The organism is Oceanimonas doudoroffii, assembly GCF_002242685.1.
GTDB classification, from domain to species: domain Bacteria; phylum Pseudomonadota; class Gammaproteobacteria; order Enterobacterales; family Aeromonadaceae; genus Oceanimonas; species Oceanimonas doudoroffii.
This window is the reverse complement of record NZ_NBIM01000007.1, coordinates 56,073-81,076: the sequence shown is the minus strand read 5'-3', so window position 1 is coordinate 81,076 and position 25,004 is coordinate 56,073. Positions and strand designations below refer to the sequence as shown.

At 55.1% G+C, this 25,004-nt stretch carries 25 protein-coding genes; 21 read left to right on the top strand and 4 right to left on the bottom strand.

Annotation, left to right across the window (positions count from 1 at the left end; translation table 11 throughout):
• Positions 1-2: 2 nt before the first annotated feature.
• Entirely contained in the window at positions 3-347 is a 345-nt protein-coding gene (locus tag B6S08_RS15495) for a HopJ type III effector protein (RefSeq protein WP_094201718.1), read from the top strand.
• Positions 348-470: 123 nt separating this feature from the next.
• On the opposite strand, the gene B6S08_RS15490 is transcribed toward B6S08_RS15495, so the two are convergent.
• Positions 471-1,373 (bottom strand): DMT family transporter, encoded by a 903-nt coding sequence (locus tag B6S08_RS15490; RefSeq protein ID WP_094201717.1) that lies wholly within the window; start codon positions 1,371-1,373, stop codon positions 471-473.
• Positions 1,374-1,600: 227 nt separating this feature from the next.
• On the opposite strand from B6S08_RS15490, the gene B6S08_RS15485 reads away from it, so the two are divergent.
• The 5 genes from B6S08_RS15485 to B6S08_RS15465 all read left to right on the top strand — a co-directional run bounded on the left by B6S08_RS15485 (position 1,601) and on the right by B6S08_RS15465 (position 5,026).
• Entirely contained in the window at positions 1,601-2,524 is a 924-nt protein-coding gene (locus B6S08_RS15485) for a mechanosensitive ion channel family protein (protein WP_094201716.1), read from the top strand.
• Positions 2,525-2,642: 118 nt separating this feature from the next.
• Positions 2,643-3,110 carry a 6,7-dimethyl-8-ribityllumazine synthase gene (gene ribH, locus B6S08_RS15480; RefSeq protein ID WP_094201715.1) on the top strand — a complete coding sequence of 156 codons (468 nt, stop codon included), beginning with the start codon at positions 2,643-2,645 and terminating at the stop codon, positions 3,108-3,110.
• A 13-nt stretch (positions 3,111-3,123) separates the two neighbouring features.
• A complete protein-coding gene (nusB, locus tag B6S08_RS15475; protein ID WP_094201714.1) occupies positions 3,124-3,534 on the top strand; it encodes a transcription antitermination factor NusB in 411 nt (136 codons plus the stop codon).
• A gap of 47 nt (positions 3,535-3,581) precedes the next feature.
• On the top strand, positions 3,582-4,550 hold the full coding sequence (thiL, locus tag B6S08_RS15470; RefSeq protein ID WP_094201713.1) for a thiamine-phosphate kinase: 969 nt from the start codon (positions 3,582-3,584) through the stop codon (positions 4,548-4,550).
• Positions 4,547-5,026 carry a phosphatidylglycerophosphatase A gene (locus tag B6S08_RS15465; RefSeq protein WP_094201712.1) on the top strand — a complete coding sequence of 160 codons (480 nt, stop codon included), beginning with the start codon at positions 4,547-4,549 and terminating at the stop codon, positions 5,024-5,026. The genes thiL and B6S08_RS15465 overlap by 4 nt, the downstream gene beginning before the upstream one ends.
• A gap of 114 nt (positions 5,027-5,140) precedes the next feature.
• On the opposite strand, the gene B6S08_RS15460 is transcribed toward B6S08_RS15465, so the two are convergent.
• From B6S08_RS15460 to B6S08_RS15450, 3 genes are all read right to left on the bottom strand, one after another.
• The gene (locus B6S08_RS15460; protein ID WP_094201711.1) at positions 5,141-6,094 is read right to left on the bottom strand and encodes a LysR family transcriptional regulator; all 954 of its coding nucleotides are present in this window, start codon (positions 6,092-6,094) and stop codon (positions 5,141-5,143) included.
• Positions 6,095-6,169: 75 nt separating this feature from the next.
• Positions 6,170-7,009 (bottom strand): DUF4437 domain-containing protein, encoded by an 840-nt coding sequence (locus B6S08_RS15455; RefSeq protein WP_094201710.1) that lies wholly within the window; start codon positions 7,007-7,009, stop codon positions 6,170-6,172.
• 13 nt (positions 7,010-7,022) lie between these two features.
• Positions 7,023-7,229 carry a hypothetical protein gene (locus B6S08_RS15450; RefSeq protein WP_094201709.1) on the bottom strand — a complete coding sequence of 69 codons (207 nt, stop codon included), beginning with the start codon at positions 7,227-7,229 and terminating at the stop codon, positions 7,023-7,025.
• A gap of 272 nt (positions 7,230-7,501) precedes the next feature.
• On the opposite strand from B6S08_RS15450, the gene B6S08_RS15445 reads away from it, so the two are divergent.
• The 15 genes from B6S08_RS15445 to B6S08_RS15380 all read left to right on the top strand — a co-directional run bounded on the left by B6S08_RS15445 (position 7,502) and on the right by B6S08_RS15380 (position 24,792).
• A complete protein-coding gene (locus tag B6S08_RS15445) occupies positions 7,502-9,229 on the top strand; it encodes a dipeptide ABC transporter ATP-binding protein (RefSeq protein ID WP_094201708.1) in 1,728 nt (575 codons plus the stop codon).
• Between the two features lie 33 nt (positions 9,230-9,262).
• Positions 9,263-10,819, top strand: coding sequence for an ABC transporter substrate-binding protein (locus B6S08_RS15440; RefSeq protein WP_094201707.1), 1,557 nt, complete (start codon positions 9,263-9,265; stop codon positions 10,817-10,819).
• A gap of 89 nt (positions 10,820-10,908) precedes the next feature.
• Positions 10,909-11,883, top strand: coding sequence for an ABC transporter permease (locus B6S08_RS15435; protein WP_094201706.1), 975 nt, complete (start codon positions 10,909-10,911; stop codon positions 11,881-11,883).
• 4 nt (positions 11,884-11,887) lie between these two features.
• The gene (locus tag B6S08_RS15430) at positions 11,888-12,823 is read left to right on the top strand and encodes an ABC transporter permease (protein WP_094201705.1); all 936 of its coding nucleotides are present in this window, start codon (positions 11,888-11,890) and stop codon (positions 12,821-12,823) included.
• A 316-nt stretch (positions 12,824-13,139) separates the two neighbouring features.
• Positions 13,140-13,577, top strand: a complete 438-nt coding sequence (locus tag B6S08_RS15425) for a phosphate-starvation-inducible PsiE family protein (protein WP_094201704.1) — start codon at positions 13,140-13,142, stop codon at positions 13,575-13,577.
• Positions 13,578-13,724: 147 nt separating this feature from the next.
• Positions 13,725-15,059: a hypothetical protein gene (locus B6S08_RS15420; protein WP_094201703.1), complete on the top strand. Its 1,335-nt coding sequence runs from the start codon at positions 13,725-13,727 to the stop codon at positions 15,057-15,059.
• Between the two features lie 400 nt (positions 15,060-15,459).
• On the top strand, positions 15,460-17,553 hold the full coding sequence (gene fusA, locus B6S08_RS15415) for an elongation factor G (RefSeq protein ID WP_094201702.1): 2,094 nt from the start codon (positions 15,460-15,462) through the stop codon (positions 17,551-17,553).
• A 284-nt stretch (positions 17,554-17,837) separates the two neighbouring features.
• Complete coding sequence (locus B6S08_RS15410; RefSeq protein WP_094201701.1) at positions 17,838-18,743, top strand: homocysteine S-methyltransferase family protein; 906 nt, start codon at positions 17,838-17,840, stop codon at positions 18,741-18,743.
• A 591-nt stretch (positions 18,744-19,334) separates the two neighbouring features.
• Positions 19,335-20,366 (top strand): ABC-three component system protein, encoded by a 1,032-nt coding sequence (locus B6S08_RS15405; RefSeq protein WP_211284251.1) that lies wholly within the window; start codon positions 19,335-19,337, stop codon positions 20,364-20,366.
• Positions 20,359-20,853 carry an ABC-three component system middle component 2 gene (locus B6S08_RS18315; RefSeq protein WP_141202210.1) on the top strand — a complete coding sequence of 165 codons (495 nt, stop codon included), beginning with the start codon at positions 20,359-20,361 and terminating at the stop codon, positions 20,851-20,853. The genes B6S08_RS15405 and B6S08_RS18315 overlap by 8 nt, the downstream gene beginning before the upstream one ends.
• The gene (locus tag B6S08_RS18310) at positions 20,850-22,736 is read left to right on the top strand and encodes an AAA family ATPase (protein WP_141202209.1); all 1,887 of its coding nucleotides are present in this window, start codon (positions 20,850-20,852) and stop codon (positions 22,734-22,736) included. The genes B6S08_RS18315 and B6S08_RS18310 overlap by 4 nt, the downstream gene beginning before the upstream one ends.
• Before the next feature lie 94 nt (positions 22,737-22,830).
• A complete protein-coding gene (locus B6S08_RS15395) occupies positions 22,831-23,163 on the top strand; it encodes a YnfA family protein (protein ID WP_094201699.1) in 333 nt (110 codons plus the stop codon).
• A 33-nt stretch (positions 23,164-23,196) separates the two neighbouring features.
• Complete coding sequence (locus B6S08_RS15390) at positions 23,197-23,571, top strand: VOC family protein (protein ID WP_094201698.1); 375 nt, start codon at positions 23,197-23,199, stop codon at positions 23,569-23,571.
• A 14-nt stretch (positions 23,572-23,585) separates the two neighbouring features.
• Complete coding sequence (locus B6S08_RS15385) at positions 23,586-24,077, top strand: gamma-glutamylcyclotransferase family protein (RefSeq protein WP_211284250.1); 492 nt, start codon at positions 23,586-23,588, stop codon at positions 24,075-24,077.
• Between the two features lie 112 nt (positions 24,078-24,189).
• Complete coding sequence (locus B6S08_RS15380; protein ID WP_094201696.1) at positions 24,190-24,792, top strand: LysE/ArgO family amino acid transporter; 603 nt, start codon at positions 24,190-24,192, stop codon at positions 24,790-24,792.
• The last annotated feature ends 212 nt before the right edge of the window (positions 24,793-25,004 follow it).

The window sequence follows — 25,004 nt, the reverse complement described above, 5'->3', positions numbered from 1 at the left end:
TCATGAATATTCAGGAATTGCAGAGCAAGCTGGCCGACGCGCCGGAAACCATTGAATTCGCCGAGGTGATGGCGCTGATTGACGGCCTTTACGAGTTCCATCCGGTGGCCTTTACCAATGGCGAACAGCGTAATGACGCCGGCCAGAACAACGGCTCCTGCAAGCTGTTTGCCTTTGCCCGGTTGCAGGGCTTTGACGAGCAGGAAACCCTGGCCTGCTTTGGCGCCTTCTACCGTGACGACGTGCTGGGCAACCCGGACGGCGACGATCACCAGAACATTCGCAACTTTATGAAAACCGGCTGGATGGGCATCGAGTTTCAGGGTGATGCACTGACCGCGAAGTAATCCCCCACCGGGGAGCCGAAAGCACGTTCTGGCGTAGGTTGGGATGAGCGCAGCGAATCCCGACCTTTCACTGGCGCCTTTGTGTTGGAATTCGTTTCGCTGATTGCCAACCGACTACACGTCTCACGTCTCACGTCTCACCTTCATGGCCCGGCGATTGCGATACCACTCATACAGCGCCCGGCTGCGAAAGCTGAGCAGCGCCAGCAAAATTAGCACACACCCCATGATCTTCTGGACCGGCATCGGCTCGTGATACCAGAACACGCTGATCAGCACCGTCCATATCGGCTCCAGCATCATGATCAGGGCGGCGTTGGCGACGTTACTGAATTTTTGCCCGGCGCTCTGGCAGAAAAAGCGCAGCGAGGTGGCCAGTAAAACGCTGGCGGCAAACCAGCCCCAGATATCGGGTGCCACCTGCTCGGGCCAGCGTTCAAACAGGGCGGAATAGCCCAGATGCATAATGCCGGTGACCGCCAGCTGCACAAAGGTAAGCGCCATGGGATCCACCCGTCGGGCAAAACGGCTGTTCAGGCTGAAATACAGCGCCAGTGACACCGAGGCCAGCAGAAACAGCAGCTGACCGAGGGAGAGGGAAAGGCCGTTGCCCGAGGTCAGCAAAAACAGTCCGGTTACGGCAATGGGCAGCGCCAGCCAGAACTGACGGCCGGGTCGCTCGCGAAATAACAACCAGGCCAGCGGCGGTACCATCAGCATGGCCAGGCTCATGATAAAGGCGCCTTCGCCAATGCCATCGCTGTGCATTACCGCCTGAATCCAGAAAATCAGATTCAGGGTCATCACCAGACCGATGCCGGCGGTTTTGAGCAGGTTGGCGAACGAGGTGGCCCGCAGCTGACGATAACAGAAGGGCAGCAGGATCAGTGCCGCCAGTACAAAGCGCCAGCCCACGAAGCCCGCCGGGGGCAGGGCGGAGATCGCCTCCTTGGAAAACAGCCAGCCCGCCGAGGCCAGCAGGGTGGCGGTGAGTATAAGCAGATCGCCGCGCCGTTCCGGCAGCATAAATACCCCTTGAATTGCTTGATATGAAGATGGGCCACGCAGTGAACGCGCCGAGGAGCCGAACAACCGGCCGTTGTCCGCCGTCTGTCTACTCTAAGGTATTTGTACGGACTTGCACACTCGCACGAAAGGTTCTTTGTGAGTCCTGTCTTCCTCGTCGCCCGTAGGGTGGCCATGGCCTACGCTTGTAGGAGGTGCGAGCGGCAGCGCACCGGCAGGAGGACATCATGTCACAGCACGACACTCAGCCCGGCGGCGAACAGGATCAATACCAGCAAATCGACATGGATCCCGGTGTCATCATGGAGCGGCTGGACAGCTGGCTCGATGGCGCCGTACGGCTGGTGCCCAATATAGTGGTGGCCCTGCTGGTGTTGGCGCTGTTTTATGGCCTGGCGGTGATGGTGCGGCGCATGGTGCTGGCCCACGCTCGCCGGCGAGAACGGGAAAACCTGGGGGAGGTGCTGGGAGGCTTTGTCAAATGGGCCATGGTGCTGCTGGGGTTTCTGCTGGCGGCGACCATTGTCATTCCCAGCCTGAAACCGGGGGATCTGATCGCCGGGCTGGGGGTGAGTTCGGTGGCCATTGGCTTTGCCTTCAAGGACATACTGCAAAACTGGCTGGCCGGGCTGCTGATCCTGCTGCGCCAGCCCTTTAACATTCGCGATCAGATTGAAGTGAATGGCCATGAGGGCACGGTGGAGCGCATTGAAACCCGCGCCACCATCATCAAGACCCATGACGGCCGGCGTATCGTCATTCCCAACAGCGATATCTACACCAATGCCGTGCTGGTCAAAACCGCCTACGAGCAGCGGCGCAGCCAGTATGATGTGGGCATTGGCTATGAGGACGACATCGACCGGGCCTGCGAGTTGCTGGTGCGAGCGGTGGCCAAGGTGGAAGGGGTCAGCCAGGAGCAGGGCGTGCAGGCGCTGCCCTGGGATCTGGCCGCCAGCTGGGTCACCATTCGCGTGCGCTGGTGGACCGACAGTCAGCAGGGCTCGGTCACGCAAACCCATGCCCGGGTGGTGAAAACCATCAAGCAGACCCTGGATCAGGCTAATGTCGACATGCCCGGTGAAACCCGTCTGTGCCTGCTGCAACGCCAGGATGATGCCGGCGAGGCGAGCACGAACGCCGGCGACTGAGCCCAGCACCGGGGGCTGCGCCACTTGTCGCCGACGCCCTCGTCAAGGGCGCCCCAAGGCTTTTGTCAATCGCCGATTGTGCTAGAATGTGCGCACTTTTCTGCAAACAAGGATTCCCATGAAGGTAATCGAAGGGCTGATGGCCGCACCCGAGGCCAAAGTGGCCATCGTGGTCGCCCGTTTCAACAGCTTCATCAACGACAGCCTGGTGGCCGGCGCCCTCGACGTGCTTAAGCGTCAGGGTCAGGTCAAGGACGATAACATTACCCTGGTACGGGTACCCGGCGCGGTAGAAATCGCCCTGGCCTGTAAAAAACTGGCCAAAACCGGTAAGTATGACGCCATCGTGGCCCTGGGCTGCGTGATCCGCGGCGGCACCTATCACTTTGATCTGGTCGCCAACGAAAACAGCAAGGGCATGGCCGGCGTGATGATGGAGTATGAAGTGCCCATCGCCTTTGGCGTGCTGACCACCGAAAACATTGAACAAGCCATCGAGCGCGCCGGCACCAAGGCGGGTAACAAGGGCGCGGAAGCGGCCTCGAGCGCGCTGGAAATGATTAACGTCCTGCAGCAGCTGGACTGAGAGGAGTACTGCATTGAAACCGTCTGAACGCCGCAAGGCCCGCCGACTCGCCACCCAGGCCATTTACCAGTGGCAAATGACCAAAGACAACGTGGCCGACATTGCCCAGCAGTTTGCCCTGGAGCAGGAAACCAAGGGTGTGGACATGGACTATTTCCGTGATCTGCTGTTTGGTGTGTCGGTTCACGCTGCCGATCTGGATGGCGTCTTTTCTTCCTACCTGTCCCGTCCGCTCGCCGAGCTGGACATGGTGGACAAGGCGGTGCTGCGGTTGGCCTGCTACGAGCTGACCCGGCGTGAAGATGTGCCTTATCGGGTCGTGATCAACGAAGCCATTGAACTGGCCAAGGCGTTCGCCGCCGAAGACAGTCACAAGTTCGTGAATGGTGTGCTCGACAAGGTCGTCAAGCAGTTGAAAAAATAACAAAATGCACGGGAAAAAAGCCAGCTGACGCTGGCTTTTCATTTTCTATGAACGAGTTTGAAATAATAAAACAATATTTTACCACCGACAGCGGTCGCAAGGACGTGATCATGGGCCCGGGCGATGACTGCGCCCTGCTGCAAATGCAGCCCAATACCCTGCTGGCGGTCAGCACCGACACCCTGGTGGCCGGTGTGCATTTCTTTGCCGACATGGATCCGGTGGCCCTGGGGCACCGGGCGCTGGCGGTCAATCTGTCGGATCTGGCGGCCATGGGCGCCGACCCATGCTGGGTGTCGCTGGCGCTGACCTTGCCCGAGGTAAACGAGGCCTGGCTGCGCGGATTCTGCGAAGGTTTCTTTGAACTGGCGGAATATTACAACGTGGCCCTGGTGGGCGGCGACATGACCCGCGGGCCGCTGTCGATCACCGTGACCGTGCACGGCTCCCTGCCCAGAGACCGGGGTCTGCGTCGTAACGGCGCCAAGGCCGGCGACGGCATCTATGTGACCGGCACTTTGGGGGACGCGGCCCTGGGCCTGCAGCAGCAACTGGGCAAGGTCACGGTGGACGAACAGCACTGCGAGTTTGTGCGCACCAAGTTTGAACACCCGCACCCCCGCATTCTTGCCGGCCAGGCTCTGCGTAACATCGCCTCCAGCGCGCTGGACCTGTCCGACGGCCTGCTCGGGGATCTGGGTCATATCACTGCCGCTTCCAGCCTGCGTGCCCAGCTGGAGCTGGAGCACCTGCCCCTGAGCCAGGCGATGATTGATACCGTCGGGCTGGAACAGGGCTGGCAGCTGGCGCTGACCGGCGGCGACGATTATGAACTGTGCTTTACCGTACCCGAAATGCACCGGGGCCAGCTGGAAACTGCCCTGGCCCATTGCGGGGTCAAGTTCACCCGCATTGGCCGCATGGTGGCCGGCGAGCCGGGAGTGGAACTGCTGGCGGAAGGGAAGCCCTATAAGCTGACGGCCCGAAGCTGGGATCACTTTCGGAGCGGCGAATGAGAAAGCCCGAACTGGCGGCGCTGAAGCTGTCCAACCCGTTGCACCTGCTGGCCCTGGGCTTTGGCTCCGGCCTTAGCCCCATCATGCCCGGCACCATGGGTACCCTGGCGGCCATTCCGCTGTATCTGCTGATACAGGGCCTGCCGCTGTGGCTCTATGTGGCCTTGCTGGTGGTGGGCTTTGTGGCCGGCATCAAAATTTGCAATGCCGCCACCAGTGCCATTGGCCGGCACGATCACGGCGCCATCGTGTGGGACGAATTTATCGGTTTTGGCGTGACCATGCTGGCGGCCCCGGCGGGCTGGCAGTGGATTGCCATTGGCTTTGTGCTGTTCCGTTTCTTTGACATGGTCAAGCCCTGGCCGATCAGCTGGTTCGACCGCCGCGTGCACGGCGGTTTTGGCATTATGCTCGACGATCTGATTGCCGGCCTGTTTGCCCTGGTCTGCCTGCAGGGGCTGGCGCTTTACCTCTGAGCAGAAGCCAATTACCGCCCGTCTCAGGCCTGCAGATACCCGGTTGTGTCTGCAGGCTTGTTTCAACATAGGGGCCCCCCTCTTTCTTGCCCGGCGATATGCAGGTGGCCTGCTCTAGTCGGAAACGGGCCACTCCGGTTCACTCAGAATGCCCTGTTTGATTAAGCGCTCTCTGCGTTGATTGATGGTCAGTTTTAATTCATCACGAATCAATCGAATGGCCGGGGAGAACATCTGGCGACTGGGGGTAACAAGCCACAACTCGGTCAGGGGAATCCTGTAGTCGACCATGACCCTTTGTAGCCGTCCGGCCAGTAAATCCTCGGCAACATCGATGGCCGATTTTTTGGCAATGCCCATACCATCAACACACCAACGGCGAACAATATCGCCATCGTTAACACAGCGATTGCTGGTCATTTTCACTTTATATCTGGTCTCGCCGTTATACAGCTCCCAGTCATCATGCATGACCTCGTAAAGCTTATACAGTAACGCATTGTGTTCAGACAGCTCTTCAGGCGTGGTGGGGGAGCCGTGCTCTACCAGGTACTGGGGTGACGCACAGAGCAGATGCGGAATATTGCATATTTTAAATCCGTACAGGTTCAAGTCCTGCAGGGCGGTTCGAGTCATCGCCCGCAAGGCTACATCGACCCCGTCTCTGTAAAAGTCCACACGACTGTCGCTGACATGCAAACGGACCCTTACCTCCCGGTGTTGACTCATCACCCGGTTGAGCAAGTCACGCATCAGGTTGCGTCCCATCTCCGATGACATCGCCATCTTGACCTCACCACGAACAAAGGGCTGGCTCTCGTTGATGGTCATCTGGCCCTGATGCAGTAATTCAAGGGCTTGTTGGCACAGTGGCAGGTAACGTTCCCCTTCTGGGGATAACCGTAGCTGACGCGTTGTGCGCACAAAGAGCTGGGCACCCAATGCATTCTCTATACGCTTTAATGCGGTACTGGCTTTGGCGGTACTCATATCCAGCTGATTGGCGGCGGCGGTAATCGATAGAAGCTCTGCTATTTTGGTGAACACTTGTAAATCTTTAATATTCATAATGTGACTCTCCATTCACCAAGGGGAGCACCCGAGTAAGAGCATCCTGGAGGCAGGCAACCCAGGCTCCTGGCATCAGCGGTTTGAGAGCAGCTGGTATCTGCCATCGGTACGAAAGTAAAGAATGGCATCCTGGCCGGATACACTGATATTGTGATCGAACTGTCCGGTTGAACCAAAATAACTGCCGGCTGCGAGCTCTTTTTCATCCCGGGTTTCCGCAGACCGGTAGGTAACGTCTCCCTTGATGACAATGCCACGAAACTCTTCGGCATCGACGTGGATCTGGCCGGTATAACCGGCGGGAAGTTTTACCAGGGTTCCGCCCAGCTCTCCGGCCTGGTTGCTGCCCCATAGGGCGGTAACCTCTGCATCCTCGCCTTTAATCAATTTCATGTCTGACTGGCTCAGCCACACCATATTGGAGGCATGCAGGTTGATTGGCTTTTCACCGTTTTCGAAGTGCTCGTCTGAAGGTTGAACAAGGTAAGGACCACTGTCAATTTCCAGGTAGATGAGGTTTTCCTCTCCATTTGCTGCAGTAATGTGGTTCTCGCCGGCGGGCTGAGTCCAGAATGAGCCGGTGGGCATCCACATGGACTCGGCCTTGGGATCGTCGTTGTGCATCAGCCCTTCGATGACCACGCCACGATAGGTGATATTGTGAATATGGGGGGGAGATGAGAACCCTTTGTTGAATTTAACCAGCATGCCCGCGGCGGTATTCTTGGTGCGATCCCCCCAAAGATCCGCAGCACCTGGACTTCTAATACCACGAAGGGGATTCAGGTAACCCCATTGTACTTCCTCTGCAGTGACAACTTCGGACTGCATGCTTACATCTTCGGCGAATGACAACGGCGAAACGAAAATTCCTGCCAATACCAGACTCAATGTTGCCTTGTTAACGCGCATCGTTGGCTCCTCTTTAAGTTACAGCGACAAGGTATTCCATATGATAGAGACCGAGCTTATTTCGCAAAAAGAGGGCTGAACCGAAAAGACTATTAAGAATTTTTTGATAATACAGAACCACAGGCAGCACCTGCCCATCCGGGAAGACGCCGGCCGCAGGCTCGGGCGTGTTTGAATTGCCGTACGTCAACGCGGGCGCGGCGCCGATGAGGTCAGCCAAGCCATATTAACCATGATCTGTCTGTGGATAACGTTCTAGTCATAAAGTCTGGATTGTTTTTCAAGTGTAAAAATATATGCTGAAAATTTGCTGCTTAACTGCGTAATCAGTCTTTGTCTTTGGTTTGCAACCGGATTAGAATGCGCCCTGATGTTAACGTTTTGTTGCGGATCGGTGAGCCGGGTTGTGGCCAAACGAGGCTATAGTAAGGTCACTTCAGCCACCGGCCGCCCCGGCGCAGCAACGGGCGCCAGTCCCGTTTAAGGATGAGCATGTCGTTACTGGAAGTTAAAAACCTGCGGATTGAATACCCGTCCCGCCACGGCGTCATGGCCGCCGTGGAAGATCTTTCCTTTACCATCGAAAAGGGCGAAATTCTGGGCGTGGTTGGTGAGTCCGGCGCCGGCAAGTCGACCATCGGCAACGCCGTCATCGATCTGCTAAGCCCGCCCGGGCGTATTGCCAGCGGCGATGTCTACCTGGACGGCGAGAAGATCTCCGCGCTGTCGGCCAGCGCCATGCGCACGGTACGGGGCAAGCGCATCGGCTTTATTTTTCAGGATCCCATGACCTCCCTGAATCCGCTGTTTACCGTGGAGTATCAGATGGTCGAGACCCTGCTGGCCAACACCGGCCTCACCCGCGAGCAAGCCCGTAAAAAGGCCATTTCCCTGCTCGATGCCGTGGGCATTCCCCAACCGGAGCTGCGCATTCAGCAATATCCGCATCAGTTTTCCGGCGGCATGCGCCAGCGGGTGGTGATCGCCATTGCGCTGTCCTGCGATCCGGAGCTGATCATTGCCGACGAGCCTACCACGGCGCTGGACGTATCGATTCAGGATCAGATCCTCACCCTCATTCGCGGCCTGTGCAAGGAACGCAATGTGGGCTGCATGCTGGTGACCCACGACATGGGCGTGGTGTCGAACGTCACCGACCGGGTGGCGGTCATGTACCGGGGCAAGCTGATGGAAATCGGTGCCACCGAGCGAGTGCTGGGCACGCCCGAGCACGCCTATACCCGCAGCCTTATCTCCGCCGTGCCCCGCTCCGACATCAAGCTGCGGCGCTTTCCGCTGGTGTCCTACATTGAAGACGTCAAGGAAAAGGCCAGCCTGGATCTGAAAAGCCACTGGCTGGGCCAAAGCCAGGATCAGCGCGACTATGAAGGCGCCCTGCTTCGAGTGGAGCACTGCAACCTGCGCTTTGTGACCAAGGATTCGATTTTTCCGTCACGGCGGGAATACCTGCAGGCCACCAATGATGTCAGCTTTGAGATCCATGAGGGCGAGACCTTTGGTCTGGTGGGGGAGTCGGGCTCCGGCAAGTCCACCATAGCCCGGGCCATTACCGGGCTGTATCCGCCCGATACCGGCAAAATCTGGTTTGAGGGCATCGAACTTACCGCCATCAAGACCGAGCAGGAACGCCGCCCGCTGCGCCGGCAGATGCAAATGGTGTTTCAGAACCCTTATTCGTCGCTCAATCCGCGCATGCGGGTGGAAGACATTATCGCCGAGCCCATTCGTTTTCACGGCCTGGCCGACAATGACGCTCAGGCTCGTGGCATCGTCGCTGATCTGCTCGACTACGTGGGCCTGGGCCGCGCCGCCGGGGTCAAATACCCCCACGAATTTTCCGGCGGCCAGCGCCAGCGCATTTCCATTGCCCGGGCCCTGGCCACTCGACCGAGGCTGCTGATCTGCGATGAGCCCACCTCGGCGCTGGATGTGTCGGTGCAGGCGCAGATCCTCAACCTGCTCAAGGATCTGCAGGACGAGCTCAAGCTGACCATGCTGTTTATCAGCCACGATCTGCCGGTGATTCGGCAGATGTGCGACCGCATCGGGGTGATGAAAAAAGGCACCCTGGTGGAGGTGGCGCCCACCGAACAACTCTTTACCCATGCCGCGGATCCCTACAGTCGCTCGCTGATCTCCCTGATGCCGGAGTTCAAGGGCATGTCCCGGGAAGGGCTGGATATTTCACAACAGGCCTGAGGGCCAACGTTAACCCAGTAAATGGAGTGCGAAATGAAAAAAGGACTCAACAGAATAGCTGCTGCCCTGGTGGCCGCCGGTGTTGCCTTCAGTGCCCAGGCCGCCGACATCACCATTGCCTACGACGCCGATCCGGTGTCCATGGATCCGCACGAGCAGCTGTCGGGGGCCACCCTGGAGCTGTCGCACCTGGTGTTTGACCCCCTGGTTCGCTGGACCAAGGATTTTAAATTTGAAGCGCGGCTGGCGGAGAAGTGGGAGCGGGTGGACGACAACACCATGCGCTTTCATCTGCGCCAGGGCGTGACCTTTCACAGCGGCAACCCCTTTACCGCCGACGACGTGATCTGGACCTTTAACCGCCTGAAAACCTCTCCCGACTTCAAGGCGTTGTTCGAGCCTTTCTCCGAGGCCAAAAAGGTGGATGAGCACACCGTGGATCTGGTGACCAAGGGCCCGTTCCCGTTGGTGCTGAACACCGTCACCTATCTGTTCCCGATGGACTCCAAGTTCTATACCGGCACCACCGCAGACGGCAAGGACAAGGGCGAGGTGATCAAGCACGGCAGCTCCTTTGCCTCCACCAACCCGTCCGGCACCGGCCCCTTCAAGCTGAAGTTCCGCCAGCAGGGGGTCAAGGTGGAATATGAGCGCAACGCCGATTACTGGGACACATCTTCTCCCGGCAACGTGAACAACATGACCCTGGTGCCGATCAAGGAAGACGCCACTCGAGTGGCCGCCCTGCTGGCCGGTGACGTGGACTTTATCAAGCCGGTATCGCCCAACGATCACAAACGGGTGGAATCCGCCAGCGGCGTCAAGCTGGTGACCGAGCCGGGCACCCGCATCATTACCTTCCAGATGAACCAGGATCGCTTTGAACCGTTCCGCGACGTGCGTGTGCGCCAGGCGGTGAACTACGCCATCAACCAGGAAGGCATCGTCAAGCGCATCATGCGTGGCTTTGCCACCACTGCCGGTCAGCAGGCGCCGGCGGGTTATGTGGGTCACAATCCGGAGCTGGTGCCCCTTTATGATCTGGACAAGGCCAAGGCGCTGATGGCGGAAGCCGGCTACGCCGATGGCTTCAAGATCAGCATGATCGCCCCCAACAACCGCTATGTGAACGACTACCGCATTGCCGAGGCGGTCAAGGCCATGCTGGCGCGCATCAACATTGACGTGGAGCTCAAGACCATGCCGGTGGCCCAGTACTGGCCCGAGTTCGACAAGTGCTCCGCCGACATGCTGATGATTGGCTGGCACTCCGACACCGAAGACACCGCCAACTTCTCGGAATTCCTCACCATGACCCGCAACGAGGAAACCGGCCGGGGCCAGTACAATTGCGGCCATTACGCCAACCCGGCGCTGGACAAGCTGATTGAAGACGCCAACGTCGAAACCGACGGCGCCAAGCGGGAAAGCATGCTGCAGCAGGCGGAGAAAATGCTCTATGACGACGCCGCCTTCGTGCCCCTGCACTGGCAGAACCTGGCCTGGGGCGCCCGTGACAATGTGAATGCCGAGCCCATTGTCAACGCCATGGACTTCCCCTATCTGGGCGATCTGGTCGTTAAGGAATAACGAGTGGTGGGATCGGGGACGCGGCACCGGGCTCATCCGGTATCGGTTCCCGATCCCCATTCCCCGGTCCCGCAGTTGGAACTTAAAGCATGTTTACTTTTCTGCTTAAACGCGTGTTTCAGGCCCTGGTGGTGATGTTTGTCATCAGCCTGGTGGCCTTCTCGATACAGGACAACCTGGGTGACCCCCTGCGTGAGCTGGTGGGGCAGTCGGTGTCGGAAGAAGTGCGTCAGCAGATGCGCGACGAAATGGGCCTGAACGATCCCTTTATGGTCAAATACGGCCGCTTTGTGGGCAATGTGCTGCAGGGCGATTTCGGCACTTCCTATTTCTTCAAGCAGCCCACCATAGAAGTGATCTTTGAAAAGCTGCCCGCCACCCTGGAGCTGGTGTTCTGTGCCAGCGTGCTGATCATCGCCCTGAGCATTCCGCTGGGGGTGTATTCGGCCATCAAGCCCAGGGCCGTGCTCTCCAAAATCATTATGGGGGTCAGCATAGTGGGCATTTCGGTGCCGGTGTTCCTCACCGCCATTCTGCTGATGTATGTGTTTTCCATTGAACTGGGCTGGCTGCCCGCCTACGGCCGGGGCGAACTCACCAGCCCGCTGGGCTGGGAGTCGGGGCTGTTTAACTGGCAGGGCTTTCGCAACCTGATCCTGCCGAGCATTGCGCTGTCGTCCATCATGCTGCCGCTGTTTATTCGCCTGGTGCGCTCGGAAATGCTGGAGCAGCTCAGCTCCGAATACGTCAAGTTCGCCTGGGCCAAGGGCCTGGACAAATATCGCATCTGGTTTGTGCATGCACTGAAAAACACCCTGCTGCCGCTGATCACCGTGGGCGGGGTGCAAATCGGTACCATGGTGGCCTACACCATTCTCACCGAAACCGTGTTTCAGTGGCCGGGCATTGGCCTGTTGTTCCTTGAGGCCATTACTCGGGTGGATACGCCGCTGATCACCACCTATGTGATTTTTGTGGGCTTTATCTTTGTGGTCACCAATACCATCGTCGATTTGATTTACGGCCTGGTGAACCCCACCGTCAACCTGGCAGCAAAGGGATAAGCGCATGAGCACCGAACTTCAACTGAGTCGCTGGGCCCGCTTTCGCCGCTCCGACTTTCTCTATCATTTTCTGCGCGACAAGGTCGCCATGGTCAGCTTTGCGGTGTTTGTGGCGCTGGTGGCGGCGGCCTTTCTGTCGCCGCTGATCGCCCCTCACAATCCCTATGATCTGGCCTCCATCGACATTCTCGACTCCGAGCTACCGCCGAGCTGGCAGGACATGGGTGACGAGCGGTTTGTGCTGGGCACAGACGTGCAGGGCCGGGATATTCTCAGCACCATTCTCTATGGCTCCCGAGTGTCGTTGATCATCGGCCTGGGGGCGGTGGCGCTGCAGCTGGCCATTGGCATAGTGGTGGGCCTGAGCGCCGGCTACTTTGGCGGGCGCATCGACAACTTTCTGATGCGCATTGCCGACGTTCAGCTGTCGTTCTCCACCATGATGGTGGCCATTATCGTGTCGGCGGTGTTTCAGGCCACCCTGGGCAGCGATTTTTACGCCCAGTATGCGGTACTGATGCTGGTGGTGATCATCGGTCTCGCCGAATGGCCGCAATACGCCCGCACCATTCGCGCCACCGTGCTCGCCGAAAAGAAAAAGGAATACGTGGAAGCGGCGCGAGTGATGGGCTTCAAGTCGATGCGCATCATGTTCCGCCATATTCTGCCCAACTGCCTGTCGCCCATTCTGGTGATTTCCACGGTGCAGGTGGCCAACGCCATCATGAGCGAGGCGGCGTTGTCCTTCCTCGGCCTGGGCATGCCGGTCGACAAGCCCTCGCTGGGCTCGCTGATCAGCATGGGCTTCAGCTACATCTTCTCCGGATCCTGGTGGATCACCGCCTTTCCCGGCATTTATCTGGTGGTGCTGGTGCTGGTGATCAACCTGCTTGGTGATTGGCTGCGGGACGTGTTTAACCCCAAGATCTACAAGGGGTAAAACATGGCTGTAAGCCATCAGCTTTAAGCTATCAGTGTGTGCGTCATGGCCTGCAGGCACAGTGTTGTGTCTGCAGGTTTTTTTATGCATTCCCACGCAGAGCGTGGGAATGCGGTGAAAAGACGTCGCCCCCGCGAAGGCTCCAAAATACGTCGCCCCCGCGAAGGCGGGGGGCCCATATGTGGCCCGGCACGGGATGCAGACCGGCGCCGGGCTCATGGATTTCCGCCGTCGCGGAAATGACGGGCAACAGCGCCCTAATGACGCCCGCCACTGAACTACACTTTGCCCTAATTCAGTGCTGCCGGAGCCGTGCATGAAACACGACGAAATTCCCGCCGATCATTCCGACCCTCTGCTCAGTTTTCTGCATAAAGCCATTCGTGTGGCGGTCAAGTTTCTGGCCGTGCTGATGGTGTTGGTGATCTTCTGGAGCATTCTCGATGTGGTCTATGTGCTCTATCAGCGGTTGCTGACACCGCCCTTTTTGCTGCTGAACCTGGAAGACATACTGCAGACTTTTGGCGCCTTTATGGCGGTGCTGATTGCCATTGAAATTTTTATCAACATTCGGCTCTATCTGGGCACCAGCGTGATTCCGGTGCAGTTGGTGCTGGCCACGGCGCTGATGGCGGTGGCCCGAAAGGTGATTGTGCTGGATCTCGATCTGGTGAGTGCCGAGCAGATCATCGGCCTGGCACTGGTGACCATCGCCCTTGGCGTGTCTTACTGGCTGGTGAAAACCCGGGGGTAGGGGAGATTACTTTGCGGAAATGACGGCATGTCACTGGCGCCTGCATTGTTGGGATTCGCTTCGTTCATCACAACCTGCTGCTCTTGTTTACCCCGCTCCACCGGTTATGATCCTTCCCCTTGTTTAACGTTACTCCCGGAGCTCATTGTGCTCGCCACCCTGTGTTCGCTGTTTCCCCTGTCTTTGCGCCGGCAATTGGCCGGCAGCCTGGTGCTGGCGGCCATGGTGATGATTGCCGCCGGCCTGCTGGGGCTGCCGCTGGCAACCCACTGGGCGGGGCTGGCGTACTGGTGTGCGGCGGTGCTGCTGTGGCCGGGGCTGGCCACCCGCAACCGCACCCAGGCGCTGATCCTGCTGCTGGTAGGTGGCGGCAGCCTGGCCTGGAGCGCGGGGCAGGGGGCCGAGGTGAATGTGCAGCGGCTGGTGGCGGGCAACAGCGGCCTGCTCTCCATGCTGGTGGCGGTGAGCTTTTTAAGCCTGGTGAGCCGGCCCCAGGCCGAGGACGACGAGCGTTCGCCCAGGGGGAGGCGGGCGCTGGCATCAACCCTGGCGGCGGTGCACCTGTTTGGCTCGGTGATCAATCTGTCGTCGGTATTTATTATCGGAGACCGTCTGGCCCGGCGCGGCAGTGTGACCCGGGAGCAGGCGCTGGTGCTGATCCGTGGCTTTACCGCCGCGGCCTTTTGGTCTCCTTTTTTTGCCGCCATGGCGGTGGCCCTGAGCCTGGCCCCCGAGGCCCGGCTGGTCACCCTGTGGCTGGTAAGCATGCCCCTGGCGTTGCTGGCCCTGCTGCTGACGGGCTGGCAACTGAGCCGGCCCAATGGCAACAATGCCCCGGTGGCTGCCTTTACCGGCTATCCACTGCATGCCGGCGGCCTGGCCTTGCCGGGCCTGCTGGCGGCGGCGGTGCTGGCGCTGCACGAACTGCAGCCGGCGTTGTCCATTCTGGCGGTGATCACCCTGATGGCGCCGGCGCTGACCCTGACCATTCTGACGGTGAAGCGGCAACAGCCGCTGGCGGCCGTTGGCGGACTAACCACAGGCCGGTTGCCGCAAATGGGCAACGAGCTGGCGCTGTTTCTGGCCGCCGGGGTGCTGGGCTATGGCCTGGAGACCCTGTTCTCCACCCTGGGCGGCAGCCTGCCGCTGACGCATTTTGGCCCGGTGGAGGCCAGCGCAACCTATCTGGCCACGGTGGCGTTGTCGCTGCTGGGCATTCATCCCATTATCTGCATCTCGCTGGCGGGGGCGGTGCTGGCGCCGCTTGAACCCAACCACACCCTGCTGGCGCTGGTATTTTTGTCGTCCTGGGCGGTGGGCACTCCCGCCGGGCCGCTGTCGGGCATCAACCTGGCGTTTCAGGGCCGTTATGGAATGGACTCGTTTCGCATCATGCGCTGGAACTTGGGCTATGCGGCGGCCATGTCGGTGCTGGTGGTGGCGGCCATTTTTGTGCTGGCGGGGCTGCTCGGGCTGGCGTAACCTTTTGGACGGTGCCACAATCGCGCTTTGAAATGGGGCTGGATTGCACCCACAGGAGACAAAAGTGAAATTTATCTGGCTCAAGGTGTTGCTGACCGTGTTGATCTTCGCCGGCCTGTTTGGCTGGGTGTATTACAAGGTGGCCCTCGGCGGCATTTGAGCGGACCGGGCCGGCCGCAAGCCGTGGTCACAGGCGGCGGTGAGGCTGGCAAGGCGGCGAAAAAAACGGGGCCGGAGCGTTGAGCCGGGTCTGCACAAAAAGTACACTCGAACCCGCTCGGGCCATTTGCGCGCGGCTGGGTTCTACTGCATAATGTGCGCCTCGAAATCTGAGGTGCGGTGTGCTGGTACTCTTCGCATGCTCCGTCTACTTCTTTAATCAACCATATAAAGTTGCATCATGTCTGATTTATCACATTACAGAAACATCGGTATTTTTGCTCACGTTGACGCGGGCAAGACCACCACTACCGAACGTATCCTCAAGCTGACCGGTAAAATTCACAAGTCTGGCGAGACCCACGACGGTGAGTCCACCACCGACTTCATGGAGCAGGAAGCCGAACGTGGTATCACCATCCAGTCTGCGGCCGTAAGCTGCTTCTGGAAAGGCCACCGTTTCAACGTAATCGACACTCCCGGACACGTTGACTTCACCGTTGAAGTATACCGTTCCCTGAAAGTACTGGACGGCGGTATCGGCGTATTCTGTGGTTCCGGCGGCGTTGAGCCCCAGTCCGAAACCAACTGGCGCTACGCCAACGAATCCGGCGTTGCCCGTATCATCTTCGTAAACAAGCTGGACCGTCTGGGTGCCGACTTCCTGCGCGTGGTTCAGCAGACCCGCGACGTACTGGCCGCCAACCCGGTTGTGATGGTACTGCCCATCGGCCGTGAAGACGAGTTCAAGGGTGTGGTTGACCTGCTGACCCGTAAGGCCTACATCTGGGACGAGTCCGGCGAAGCCGAAAACTACACCATTGAAGACGTACCGGCCGACATGGTGGATCAGGTTGAAGAATACCGCGAAATGCTGGTAGAAAGCGCCGTTGAACAAGACGACGACCTGATGGAAGCCTACATGGAAGGTGAAGAGCCTTCTATCGAAGACATCAAGCGTTGTATCCGCAAGGGTACCCGCACCATGGCCCTGTTCCCGGCCTACTGTGGTTCTGCGTTCAAGAACAAGGGCATGCAGCTGGTGCTGGACGCCGTTAACGACTTCCTGCCGAGCCCGACCGAAGTTGATCCGCAGCCGCTGACCGACGAAGAAGGCAACGAGACCGGTGAATTCGCCATCGTTGAAGCCGATGCCCCGCTGAAGGCCCTGGCGTTCAAGATCATGGACGACCGTTTCGGCGCCCTGACCTTCGTACGTATCTACTCCGGCCGCATCAAGAAGGGTGACACCATCCTGAACAGCGCCACCGGCAAGACCGAGCGTGTAGGCCGCATGGTAGAAATGCAGGCCGATGAGCGTACCGAACTGGACTCTGCCCAGGCCGGTGACATCATCGCCATCATCGGTATGAAGAACGTGCAGACCGGTCACACCCTGTGTGATCCGAAAGCCCCCTGCACCCTGGAAGCCATGGTGTTCCCCGAGCCGGTAATCTCCATTGCCGTTGCGCCGAAGGACAAGGGTGGTTCCGAGAAGATGGGCGTGGCCATTGGTAAAATGGTTGCCGAAGATCCGTCTTTCCGCGTTGAAACCGACGAAGACTCCGGTGAAACCATCCTGAAAGGCATGGGCGAACTGCACCTGGACATCAAGGTAGACATTCTGAAGCGTACCTACGGCGTTGAGCTGATCGTGGGTGAGCCGCAGGTAGCCTACCGCGAAACCATCACCGCTCAGGTTGAAGACAGCTACACCCACAAGAAGCAGTCTGGTGGTTCCGGTCAGTACGGTAAGATCGACTACGTTATCCGTCCGGGCGAAGCCAACACCGGCCTGGTGTTCAAGTCTTCCGTAGTGGGTGGTAACGTACCGAAGGAATTCTGGCCCGCCATCGAAAAGGGTGTTGCCAGCATGATGAAGACCGGCCCGATCGCTGGCTTCCCGGTACTGGACATCGAGTTCGAACTGACCGACGGTGCCTACCACGCCGTTGACTCCTCGGCCATCGCGTTCGAAATCGCCGCCAAGGGTGCCTTCCGTCAGTCTCTGCCGAAGGCCAAGCCGCAGCTGCTGGAGCCGATCATGAAGGTTGACGTGTTCACTCCGGAAGATCACGTGGGTGACGTAATCGGTGACCTGAACCGTCGTCGCGGCATGATCAAGGATCAGAACGCCGGCGTGACCGGTGTGCGTATCAAGGCCGACGTACCCCTGTCCGAAATGTTCGGTTACATCGGTTCTCTGCGTACCATGACTTCTGGCCGTGGCCAGTTCTCCATGGAGTTCTCTCACTACGCTGCTTGCCCGGCCAACGTGTCCGAGAAAGTGGTTGCCCAGGTGAAAGAGCGCAAGGCTGCCGAAGCCAAGAAGTAAGTTCGGCTAACCCCGGTTACTTCGATAAAAACCGCTGCTTCGGCAGCGGTTTTTTTTTGCCTCGACACAGGGCTTTGCACCCTTTTGGCTGCTTCGCCGGCATTGCTCGGCACGTCCTTTATATTCCCCCCTGTTGACTTCATTTCAAGCGCACGCGATCCCACTCTTAAAGATGCAAGTGGAAATCAGGCTGGCCTGCAGTTAATGTGGCTCACCGGTTAATGTTTCAGTCATCGCAAGACGCAGCAATGGCGTGGCGATGCAAGGCGTATGGAAACCATTAAATGAACAAAGTAGCCATTCTGGATGGAGGCATGGGCCGAGAGCTAAAACGCATTGGTGCCCCCTTCTCACAGCCGCTGTGGAGCGCTCAGGCGCTGATTGAATCACCTGAACATGTGCGCAGGGCCCATCAGAACTTTATTGATGCCGGTGCCGATATCATCACGGTGAACAGCTATGCCTGCGTGCCCTTTCACCTGGGTGACGCCCTCTACCAGGCGGAAGGGGCACAACTGGCGCGCAGTGCGGCCGCTCTCGCCCAGTCCGTGGCTAAAGAGGCCGCGGCGTCTTCTGGCAAGCCCGTGCGCGTGGCCGGCTCGATTCCTCCTGCGCTGGGCAGCTACCGCCCCGATTTGTTTGAGGCCGGGGCGGCGCAAGCGATTTCGAGCACACTGTTCGATGCCCAGGATCCCCATGTTGATCTCTGGATTGCCGAAACCATTGCCAGCCTGGCGGAGTTTGACGTGATTCATGCGGTGTTGCAGCACACTCAAAAAGACTGTTATTACGCCTTTACCCTGAATGATGACGTGATGGAAACATCGCTGTTGCGATCCGGTGAAAGCGTAAGAAGTGCCGCCGAGCGAGTGTGTGCGGCGGATGCTCAGGGCATTTTCTTTAACTGCTCAACCCCGGAAGTGATGGACCTGGCCATTCGAGAGGCGAGGGCGGTTATGGACGCCTGTGGTGCCGATATTGAGCTGGGGGTTTATGCCAATAACTTTACGCCCATCAAGGCCAATCATCAGGCCAATGGTGCCCTGCAAGCCATGCGCGAGCTGACGCCACAGGACTACCTGAATTTTGCCAAACGCTGGCACGAGCTGGGTGCCACGGTGATCGGTGGTTGCTGTGGCATCTATCCCGAGCATATTCGAGCCCTGAACGAATGGCGGAATGAGCGTTAATTGTCGTCACTCCCGCGAAGGCGGGAGTCCATTCCCCCGGAGCTCGCCATTGTTGAATCGTTGCCATTAGCGCGGTAAAACCTTAAAAACGTTGCGGCCACAATTGAAACCCTTCACCACAAAGTCCAGAATAGATGCATTCAACTTGGTAGTGGCAGGGCTCGGCGGCTCAAACGCTCGGCGGTAGCGTGCCTGATGCTGATGTTTTATACAGTGAATTGGCTGTTTTTCGGGGTTATTGCGCACTATCTTCAGTCCATGCTCATGTACAGCAAACCGCGCTGAAAAAACACCATGCTCAGAAAAGGTTACGGCTGGCGATTGTTGATAACGCGCAAACGGCCGTTGATAGTGCGCATGCGCGTTTTTGCTCACTGCTGCATACGGCAGTTGAGTGATATTTTATTTACTATCAATGGTTTAATGGTTTAATGGTGATAGGTGCTCTAGTGTGCAGGAAGAAATATGAGCATGCTTACTATTAAAATGTTATGTGCTGTTTGTGGTTACCTTCTAGATCCAGTACACACTTTACCATATTGATTTAGGCATTCGAGCCTAAATATCGGTTAAAAGATTAAAGGAATAACATTGAATTCAAACCAGCAAATAAGTGTTCAAAAACAAATATCTACTATGTCGCCAGATGAATGGGAAGAGTTCATTGAAGAGTGGATGACCTACAAGTCAGATATGTATTACGATTTTGAACGCTTAGGTGGAGCGGGAGATCAGGGTAGAGATGTTGTTGGATATATCGACAACCCAGTTGATAATAGCTTATATACTTGGGATAACTACCAATGTAAGCATTATGATGCGCCTTTATCTCCATCAAAAATATGGGTTGAGATTGGGAAAATTTGTTATTTTTCATATTTAGAAGAATACCCATTCCCAAGAAAATACTACTTTATTGCACCCTTAGGTATCGGAACAAAGCTATCAAATTTATTAAAAAAACCTGAATTATTGAAAAGTGAGCTCTTCTTAAACTGGGAAGGGTATTGTCAAAGTAATATCGGGAAAGGTGAAGTTGAGTTAACAGAAGATTTGAAACAATACATTTTAAATCTAGATTTCAGTGCTTTTGATAAAATAGCAACGATAAAACTAGTTGTTGATCACAGTAAAACACAATTCCATGCAGTTAGGTTCTCAGTACCTCTTCCACTCCGGCCGCCAACACCAGAAGTCTCAGATGATGTTAGCGACGAAGAAATCATCTACGTAAAAAAACTAATATCCGCATACGACAGCCATGCCAGTGAAAAAATTGAAAATGTGAAAGATGCTAATAACACACCAATATATAAGCGGCACTTAAAGCGTTCCCGTGAAGATTTTGCTAATGCCGAAGCATTAAGAAATTTCTCAAGAGACAATATGCCAAATGGTGCATTTGAGAACATACAACAACAAGTAAAGTACGGTATTTATGACATAATTGATTCAGAATACCCAAATGGTTTTGACAAAGTAAAAGATGCTGTAAGCGAAGCACGAAAGCTACAACTCCCCTATACTCCACTTACATCATGTATCACAGTTAATGACCGGGGAGGGATTTGCCAACAGCTAGCAAATAACGATGATGATGTATCATGGTGTACAAATGAATAATTTGACTAACTTATTTAATTCTCCTATGGAAGCAGGGCTTCGTAGCCTCATTATTTTAGAAGCTGGATATCCGCATTCATACGACATTGCCAGATTGGTTATATACGATTATCTACTGGTTCATTCTGGAGATATCCGAGGCGGACCAGATAGCATACACCCAGACACACCTCACAGGTCTGGAGAAATGCTTATAAAAAGACCTGTTTTAGAAAGTGGCATTAAAAATATGATGGCTAAGGGACTTATCAAATCGAACTACTCGGAACATGGAATAACTTATGTAGCAACTGAAGCATCATCACCATTTCTAGACTCATTACAGGCAGATTACACAAGAAGACTAATGGTAATCGCTGATTGGGTAACCACAAATTTTGATGAAGTTTCAGTTGATGAACTAAATTCATATGCCAATCGTCACTTAGGTGTTTGGGGTGGTGAATTCATTAATGAATCGATTGTTCGCGGGGATGTTTTTTCATGAGCATTGGGTTCAGAATAAAAAAGCTGATTGTTACTGGAATTAATGCTGAAGATGCATTAATCGCTTTCAATAATTCTTCACATGCTATTATAGGACCTTCTAATACAGGGAAGTCATACGTATTTCAATGTATCAAATATTTACTTGGTAGCACTAAAAAACCAAAAAAAATCAAAGAGTCATATGGATATGATTATTGCTATTTAGAGATAGCTCTTTCGGATAACTCAGTACACACCATAAAAAGAAGTTTGTCGGGCGGCCATGCGATCATTTACAAGTGCAGATATTCTGAAATTGTAGACCATACCAGCGAGCCGGAAAAATTTTTAGTTGGAAGAAAAGCCACTAAAAAGAACAAAACATTCAATTCTTACCTACTATCGATAACAAATTTATCTAATATAAAAGTCAGACGCAATAAAGGGGGTGTTACAGATTTATTCGCATTCTCATTTTTAAGACACCTAATCCTCATTGATGAAATATCTATCATCAAAGAAGATTCTCCTGCTTATACAGGGCAAAACAATGAAGCGCCTAAAGAAGAGTCTGTCTTAAGAATCTTATTGACCGGTAAGGATGATGGCAATTTAATTGCAAAACCAAAACAGAAGGTCATCGATAATAGAAAAGGACGACTAGAAGTTATCAATGAACTTATTGCTGCATATCAAAGCGAACTCGATGAATATAACAACAACCTTACAGAGAAAAACGAAGTCGAAGATCAAGTTGAAAAACTAATAGAATCAATCAAAGCAATAACAAGTGAACTCAATTCATCATATGAGAAAATTGATGAATATGACTCGACTATTGATAAATACTGGAACTCTTGGAAAGAGAAAGAGTCCAGGCTAATAACTATTAACGAACTATTATCGAGGCTTGAGCTACTAGACACTCACTACAGCACCGACATTTCTAGACTAGAATCATTACAAGAAGCCAGCTCTGCTTATACAAACCTAGAGATAGGTTTATGCCCAACTTGTAATTCTGAGTATAATTTAGACAACCATAACACCTGCAACTCTACTGATATTGAAAACATTCAAATTGCATCTGCTGTAGAGATAAATAAAATAACCTCTCTTAGAAAAGAATTAAATAAAACTAGGTCTAACTTAAAAAATGAAAAGATCGAACTAGATCTATCTATAGATAGTTTAAGAACTAGCCACAATGATTACCAATATAAGAAGTCTGAATTTACGAAAAAGTATATACAAGAAACTAATGAGAAATTAGAACTCTATAGATCAACCCTTAGGGATAAACAACAAGCACTGAAGATAATAGGAAAGGTAAAAGAATTATCGCTTCAAAAAATTGAATACGAAGTAGAGATAGACCCTATGGATGGTGATTATGAATTTGATGAGTTAACCACATCAGTCACTAGTGAATTCTGCTCGACTGTTCAAGAACTACTAAAGGAATGGGGATATAGCGAGAATACTAGAGTTTCATTTAGCGAGGAATCATGTGATTTTGTAATTGATGGCTTTGATAGAAACCTTGCAGGAAAGGGATATAGAGCACTGTCCTATGCTGCATTCAGTATTGGCCTGATGCATACATGCTTAAAAAATGGTTTTCCTCATAGTGGCTTTGTTTTATTAGATTCGCCGTTATGTACACTTCGCTCAAAGCATGTGAAAGACGACTCCAAAATACAGCGTAAAGATATAATAAGCGATAAAACTAAAGAATCTTTTTATAAAAGTATTTCTTCTTATAAAGGTAAAGGTCAGGTGATTATTTTGGATAATGATGGCCCTGATGAGCCAGACTCTCTTGACCTTGGCTACACTGAATTCACAGAAGATTGGGACCATGGTCGCTATGGGTTCTTCACACAATATAATGGTAGCTAGTCTCCACTCATGTACATAACAAGTAAATCCAGGTGACGCCTACGGCGCACCTGATTTAGGCGTTATATGGCAACAGACAAATGAGGTCATTCAGTTGTTGGAAGTAAAAACCATCGGCTTGTTCTTTATTACGGCAATTGCAGAGATTCTGGGGTGTTACTTACCGTATCTGTGGTTAAAAGAAGACAGGTCGGTCTGGCTGCTGGTGCCGGCTGTGTTCTTTCTTGCGGTGTTTGCCTGGCTGTTGTCGCTGCACCCAACGGCGGCGGGCAGAGTCTATGCCGCTTATGGCGGTGTCTATATTTTTGTGGCGATACTTTGGTTGTGGGCAGTGGACGGCATTCGCCCCACGTTATGGGATCTGGTGGGGGTATCAGTCGCCTTGCTGGGAATGGCGATCATCATGTTCGCTCCCAGAAGCGTATAGTTAATGCAGCGTCAGGCACTCAGGGGTCCTCGTATGAGCAAAAAAGTGAAGTTCACAGCCGGCCGTAATATCGCAATCAAGATACCGCCTCACTTGTATGATGAAACGGTGCGTTTTTATCGTGATGTTCTCGGTTTTCCGGAAATAACGGAGCAGGCACCTGCCGTGGGCTTTCAGTTTGGCGCCAACAACCTCTGGCTCGATTCGGTTCCGGGCCTGAGTCAGGCCGAGACCTGGCTTGAAGTGGTCACCGATGATATTGACGGTGCAGCAAGGCAGCTTAACGCGGCGGGAGTGGTTCGCTGTGACGAAATTGAGCCTTTGCCAGACGGCATGCAGGCGTTCTGGATATCGAGCCCGGCATCCATCATCCACCTGGTCTGCCAGGATTCAGCGTCCTGGTCGTAGCCGTGATCAAGCCCATGCACTACTTCGCTTACGGCTCCAATATGTCCCTTGCCCGAATGCGCGCTCGGGTGCCTTCCGCTCGAGTGATCGCGGTGGCCCGGCTCGGCGGGCACCGGCTGATGTTTCACAAGGTCGGCAAGGATGGCTCGGGCAAGTGCGATATTGTAAAGACCGGAGATCAGAACGACCTTGTTTACGGCGTGGTATATGACATTGCGCCGGCCGAAAAGCCTTGGCTGGACCGGGTGGAAGGCCTGGGTGCCGGTTATGATGAAAAACCGGTGCGGGTGATGACGCAGGCAGGAGTAGAGCTGGTTGCGGTGAGTTATGTCGCCACCCATATCGATGCCTGCCTGACGCCGTATTCATGGTACAAGGCCCACGTGCTTCACGGCGCCGGGGAGCATGGCCTGCCGGCTGACTACATCAGAGTGCTGGAGCTGGTGAGGGCGAACGAGGATCCCGATCGGGATCGCCATAAGCGGGAAGTCAGTCTTTACCGCTGAAAGGGGCTAGAGCATAAGTTAGCTTCGTTAGCGCGAATGCGAGGCCACAGACAGCGACGGTCGTTGACTGTATTATGCCGGCGACCATAACAAGCAAATATGTCCGAAATATATGTCCACCTTTCTCTCCGGCTTTGCCCTTAGCTTTTCCTTGATCCTGGCCATCGGCTCTCAGAACGCCTTTGTGCTGAAACAGGGCATCAAGCGCCACCATGTGTTTGTGGTGTGTGCGGTCTGTGCCCTGTCCGATGCGGTATTGATCTCCCTCGGGGTGGCAGGCTTTGGCGCCATCGTGAAGCAGTTTCCGGCCATTGAGACCGTTGCCCGTTACGGCGGAGCCACCTTTCTGGCGGTATATGCCTTTCTGAGTTTCAAGTCGGCCTTTGCCACCAGTCACGCCATGACGGCGGCGGGGGACACCCGGCAGTCGCTGCCGAAAACCGTGGCCATCTGCCTGGCGTTTACTTGGCTGAACCCTCATGTCTATCTGGATACGGTGGTGCTGCTGGGCTCCATCTCCACCCAATATCAGCCGGCCCAGGGGCTGTTTGCCCTGGGGGCCATCTGTGCCTCGCTGGTGTTCTTTTTCAGCCTGGGGTATGGCGCCCGGGTGCTGGCCCCGGTATTTCAGCGGCCGCAGGCCTGGAAGGTGCTGGAGTTTGTGGTGGGGGTAATGATGACCACCATTGCCGCCACCCTGGTGATGGGGGCGTAAGGGGACGTCATTCCCACGAAGGTGGGAATCCAGAGCATGGAGCAGAATACTGATGACAAGGTAGCGTCTGCAGAGACAAACCAAAAAGCGAAGCCGGGTGGCTTCGCTTTTTTTATGTTGCCAGCTGAGCCGGAGCCGTTTGCTATGGACCCCCGCCTTCGCGGGGGTGACGTATTCTGAGAGCTATCGCCTTTTTCTCGTTCCCACGCTCA

Excerpts from the sequence above, each read along its gene's own strand:
- B6S08_RS15495 (WP_094201718.1), top strand. The coding sequence starts at position 3 with ATGAATATTCAGGAATTGCAGAGCAAGCTGGCCGACGCGCCGGAAACC.
- B6S08_RS15490 (WP_094201717.1), bottom strand. The coding sequence starts at position 1,373 with ATGCTGCCGGAACGGCGCGGCGATCTGCTTATACTCACCGCCACCCTG.
- B6S08_RS15485 (WP_094201716.1), top strand. The coding sequence starts at position 1,601 with ATGTCACAGCACGACACTCAGCCCGGCGGCGAACAGGATCAATACCAG.
- ribH (WP_094201715.1), top strand. The coding sequence starts at position 2,643 with ATGAAGGTAATCGAAGGGCTGATGGCCGCACCCGAGGCCAAAGTGGCC.
- thiL (WP_094201713.1), top strand. The coding sequence starts at position 3,582 with ATGAACGAGTTTGAAATAATAAAACAATATTTTACCACCGACAGCGGT.
- B6S08_RS15465 (WP_094201712.1), top strand. The coding sequence starts at position 4,547 with ATGAGAAAGCCCGAACTGGCGGCGCTGAAGCTGTCCAACCCGTTGCAC.
- B6S08_RS15460 (WP_094201711.1), bottom strand. The coding sequence starts at position 6,094 with ATGAATATTAAAGATTTACAAGTGTTCACCAAAATAGCAGAGCTTCTA.
- B6S08_RS15455 (WP_094201710.1), bottom strand. The coding sequence starts at position 7,009 with ATGCGCGTTAACAAGGCAACATTGAGTCTGGTATTGGCAGGAATTTTC.
- B6S08_RS15445 (WP_094201708.1), top strand. The coding sequence starts at position 7,502 with ATGTCGTTACTGGAAGTTAAAAACCTGCGGATTGAATACCCGTCCCGC.
- B6S08_RS15440 (WP_094201707.1), top strand. The coding sequence starts at position 9,263 with ATGAAAAAAGGACTCAACAGAATAGCTGCTGCCCTGGTGGCCGCCGGT.
- B6S08_RS15435 (WP_094201706.1), top strand. The coding sequence starts at position 10,909 with ATGTTTACTTTTCTGCTTAAACGCGTGTTTCAGGCCCTGGTGGTGATG.
- B6S08_RS15430 (WP_094201705.1), top strand. The coding sequence starts at position 11,888 with ATGAGCACCGAACTTCAACTGAGTCGCTGGGCCCGCTTTCGCCGCTCC.
- B6S08_RS15425 (WP_094201704.1), top strand. The coding sequence starts at position 13,140 with ATGAAACACGACGAAATTCCCGCCGATCATTCCGACCCTCTGCTCAGT.
- fusA (WP_094201702.1), top strand. The coding sequence starts at position 15,460 with ATGTCTGATTTATCACATTACAGAAACATCGGTATTTTTGCTCACGTT.
- B6S08_RS15410 (WP_094201701.1), top strand. The coding sequence starts at position 17,838 with ATGAACAAAGTAGCCATTCTGGATGGAGGCATGGGCCGAGAGCTAAAA.
- B6S08_RS18315 (WP_141202210.1), top strand. The coding sequence starts at position 20,359 with ATGAATAATTTGACTAACTTATTTAATTCTCCTATGGAAGCAGGGCTT.
- B6S08_RS18310 (WP_141202209.1), top strand. The coding sequence starts at position 20,850 with ATGAGCATTGGGTTCAGAATAAAAAAGCTGATTGTTACTGGAATTAAT.
- B6S08_RS15390 (WP_094201698.1), top strand. The coding sequence starts at position 23,197 with ATGAGCAAAAAAGTGAAGTTCACAGCCGGCCGTAATATCGCAATCAAG.
- B6S08_RS15385 (WP_211284250.1), top strand. The coding sequence starts at position 23,586 with ATGCACTACTTCGCTTACGGCTCCAATATGTCCCTTGCCCGAATGCGC.
- B6S08_RS15380 (WP_094201696.1), top strand. The coding sequence starts at position 24,190 with ATGTCCACCTTTCTCTCCGGCTTTGCCCTTAGCTTTTCCTTGATCCTG.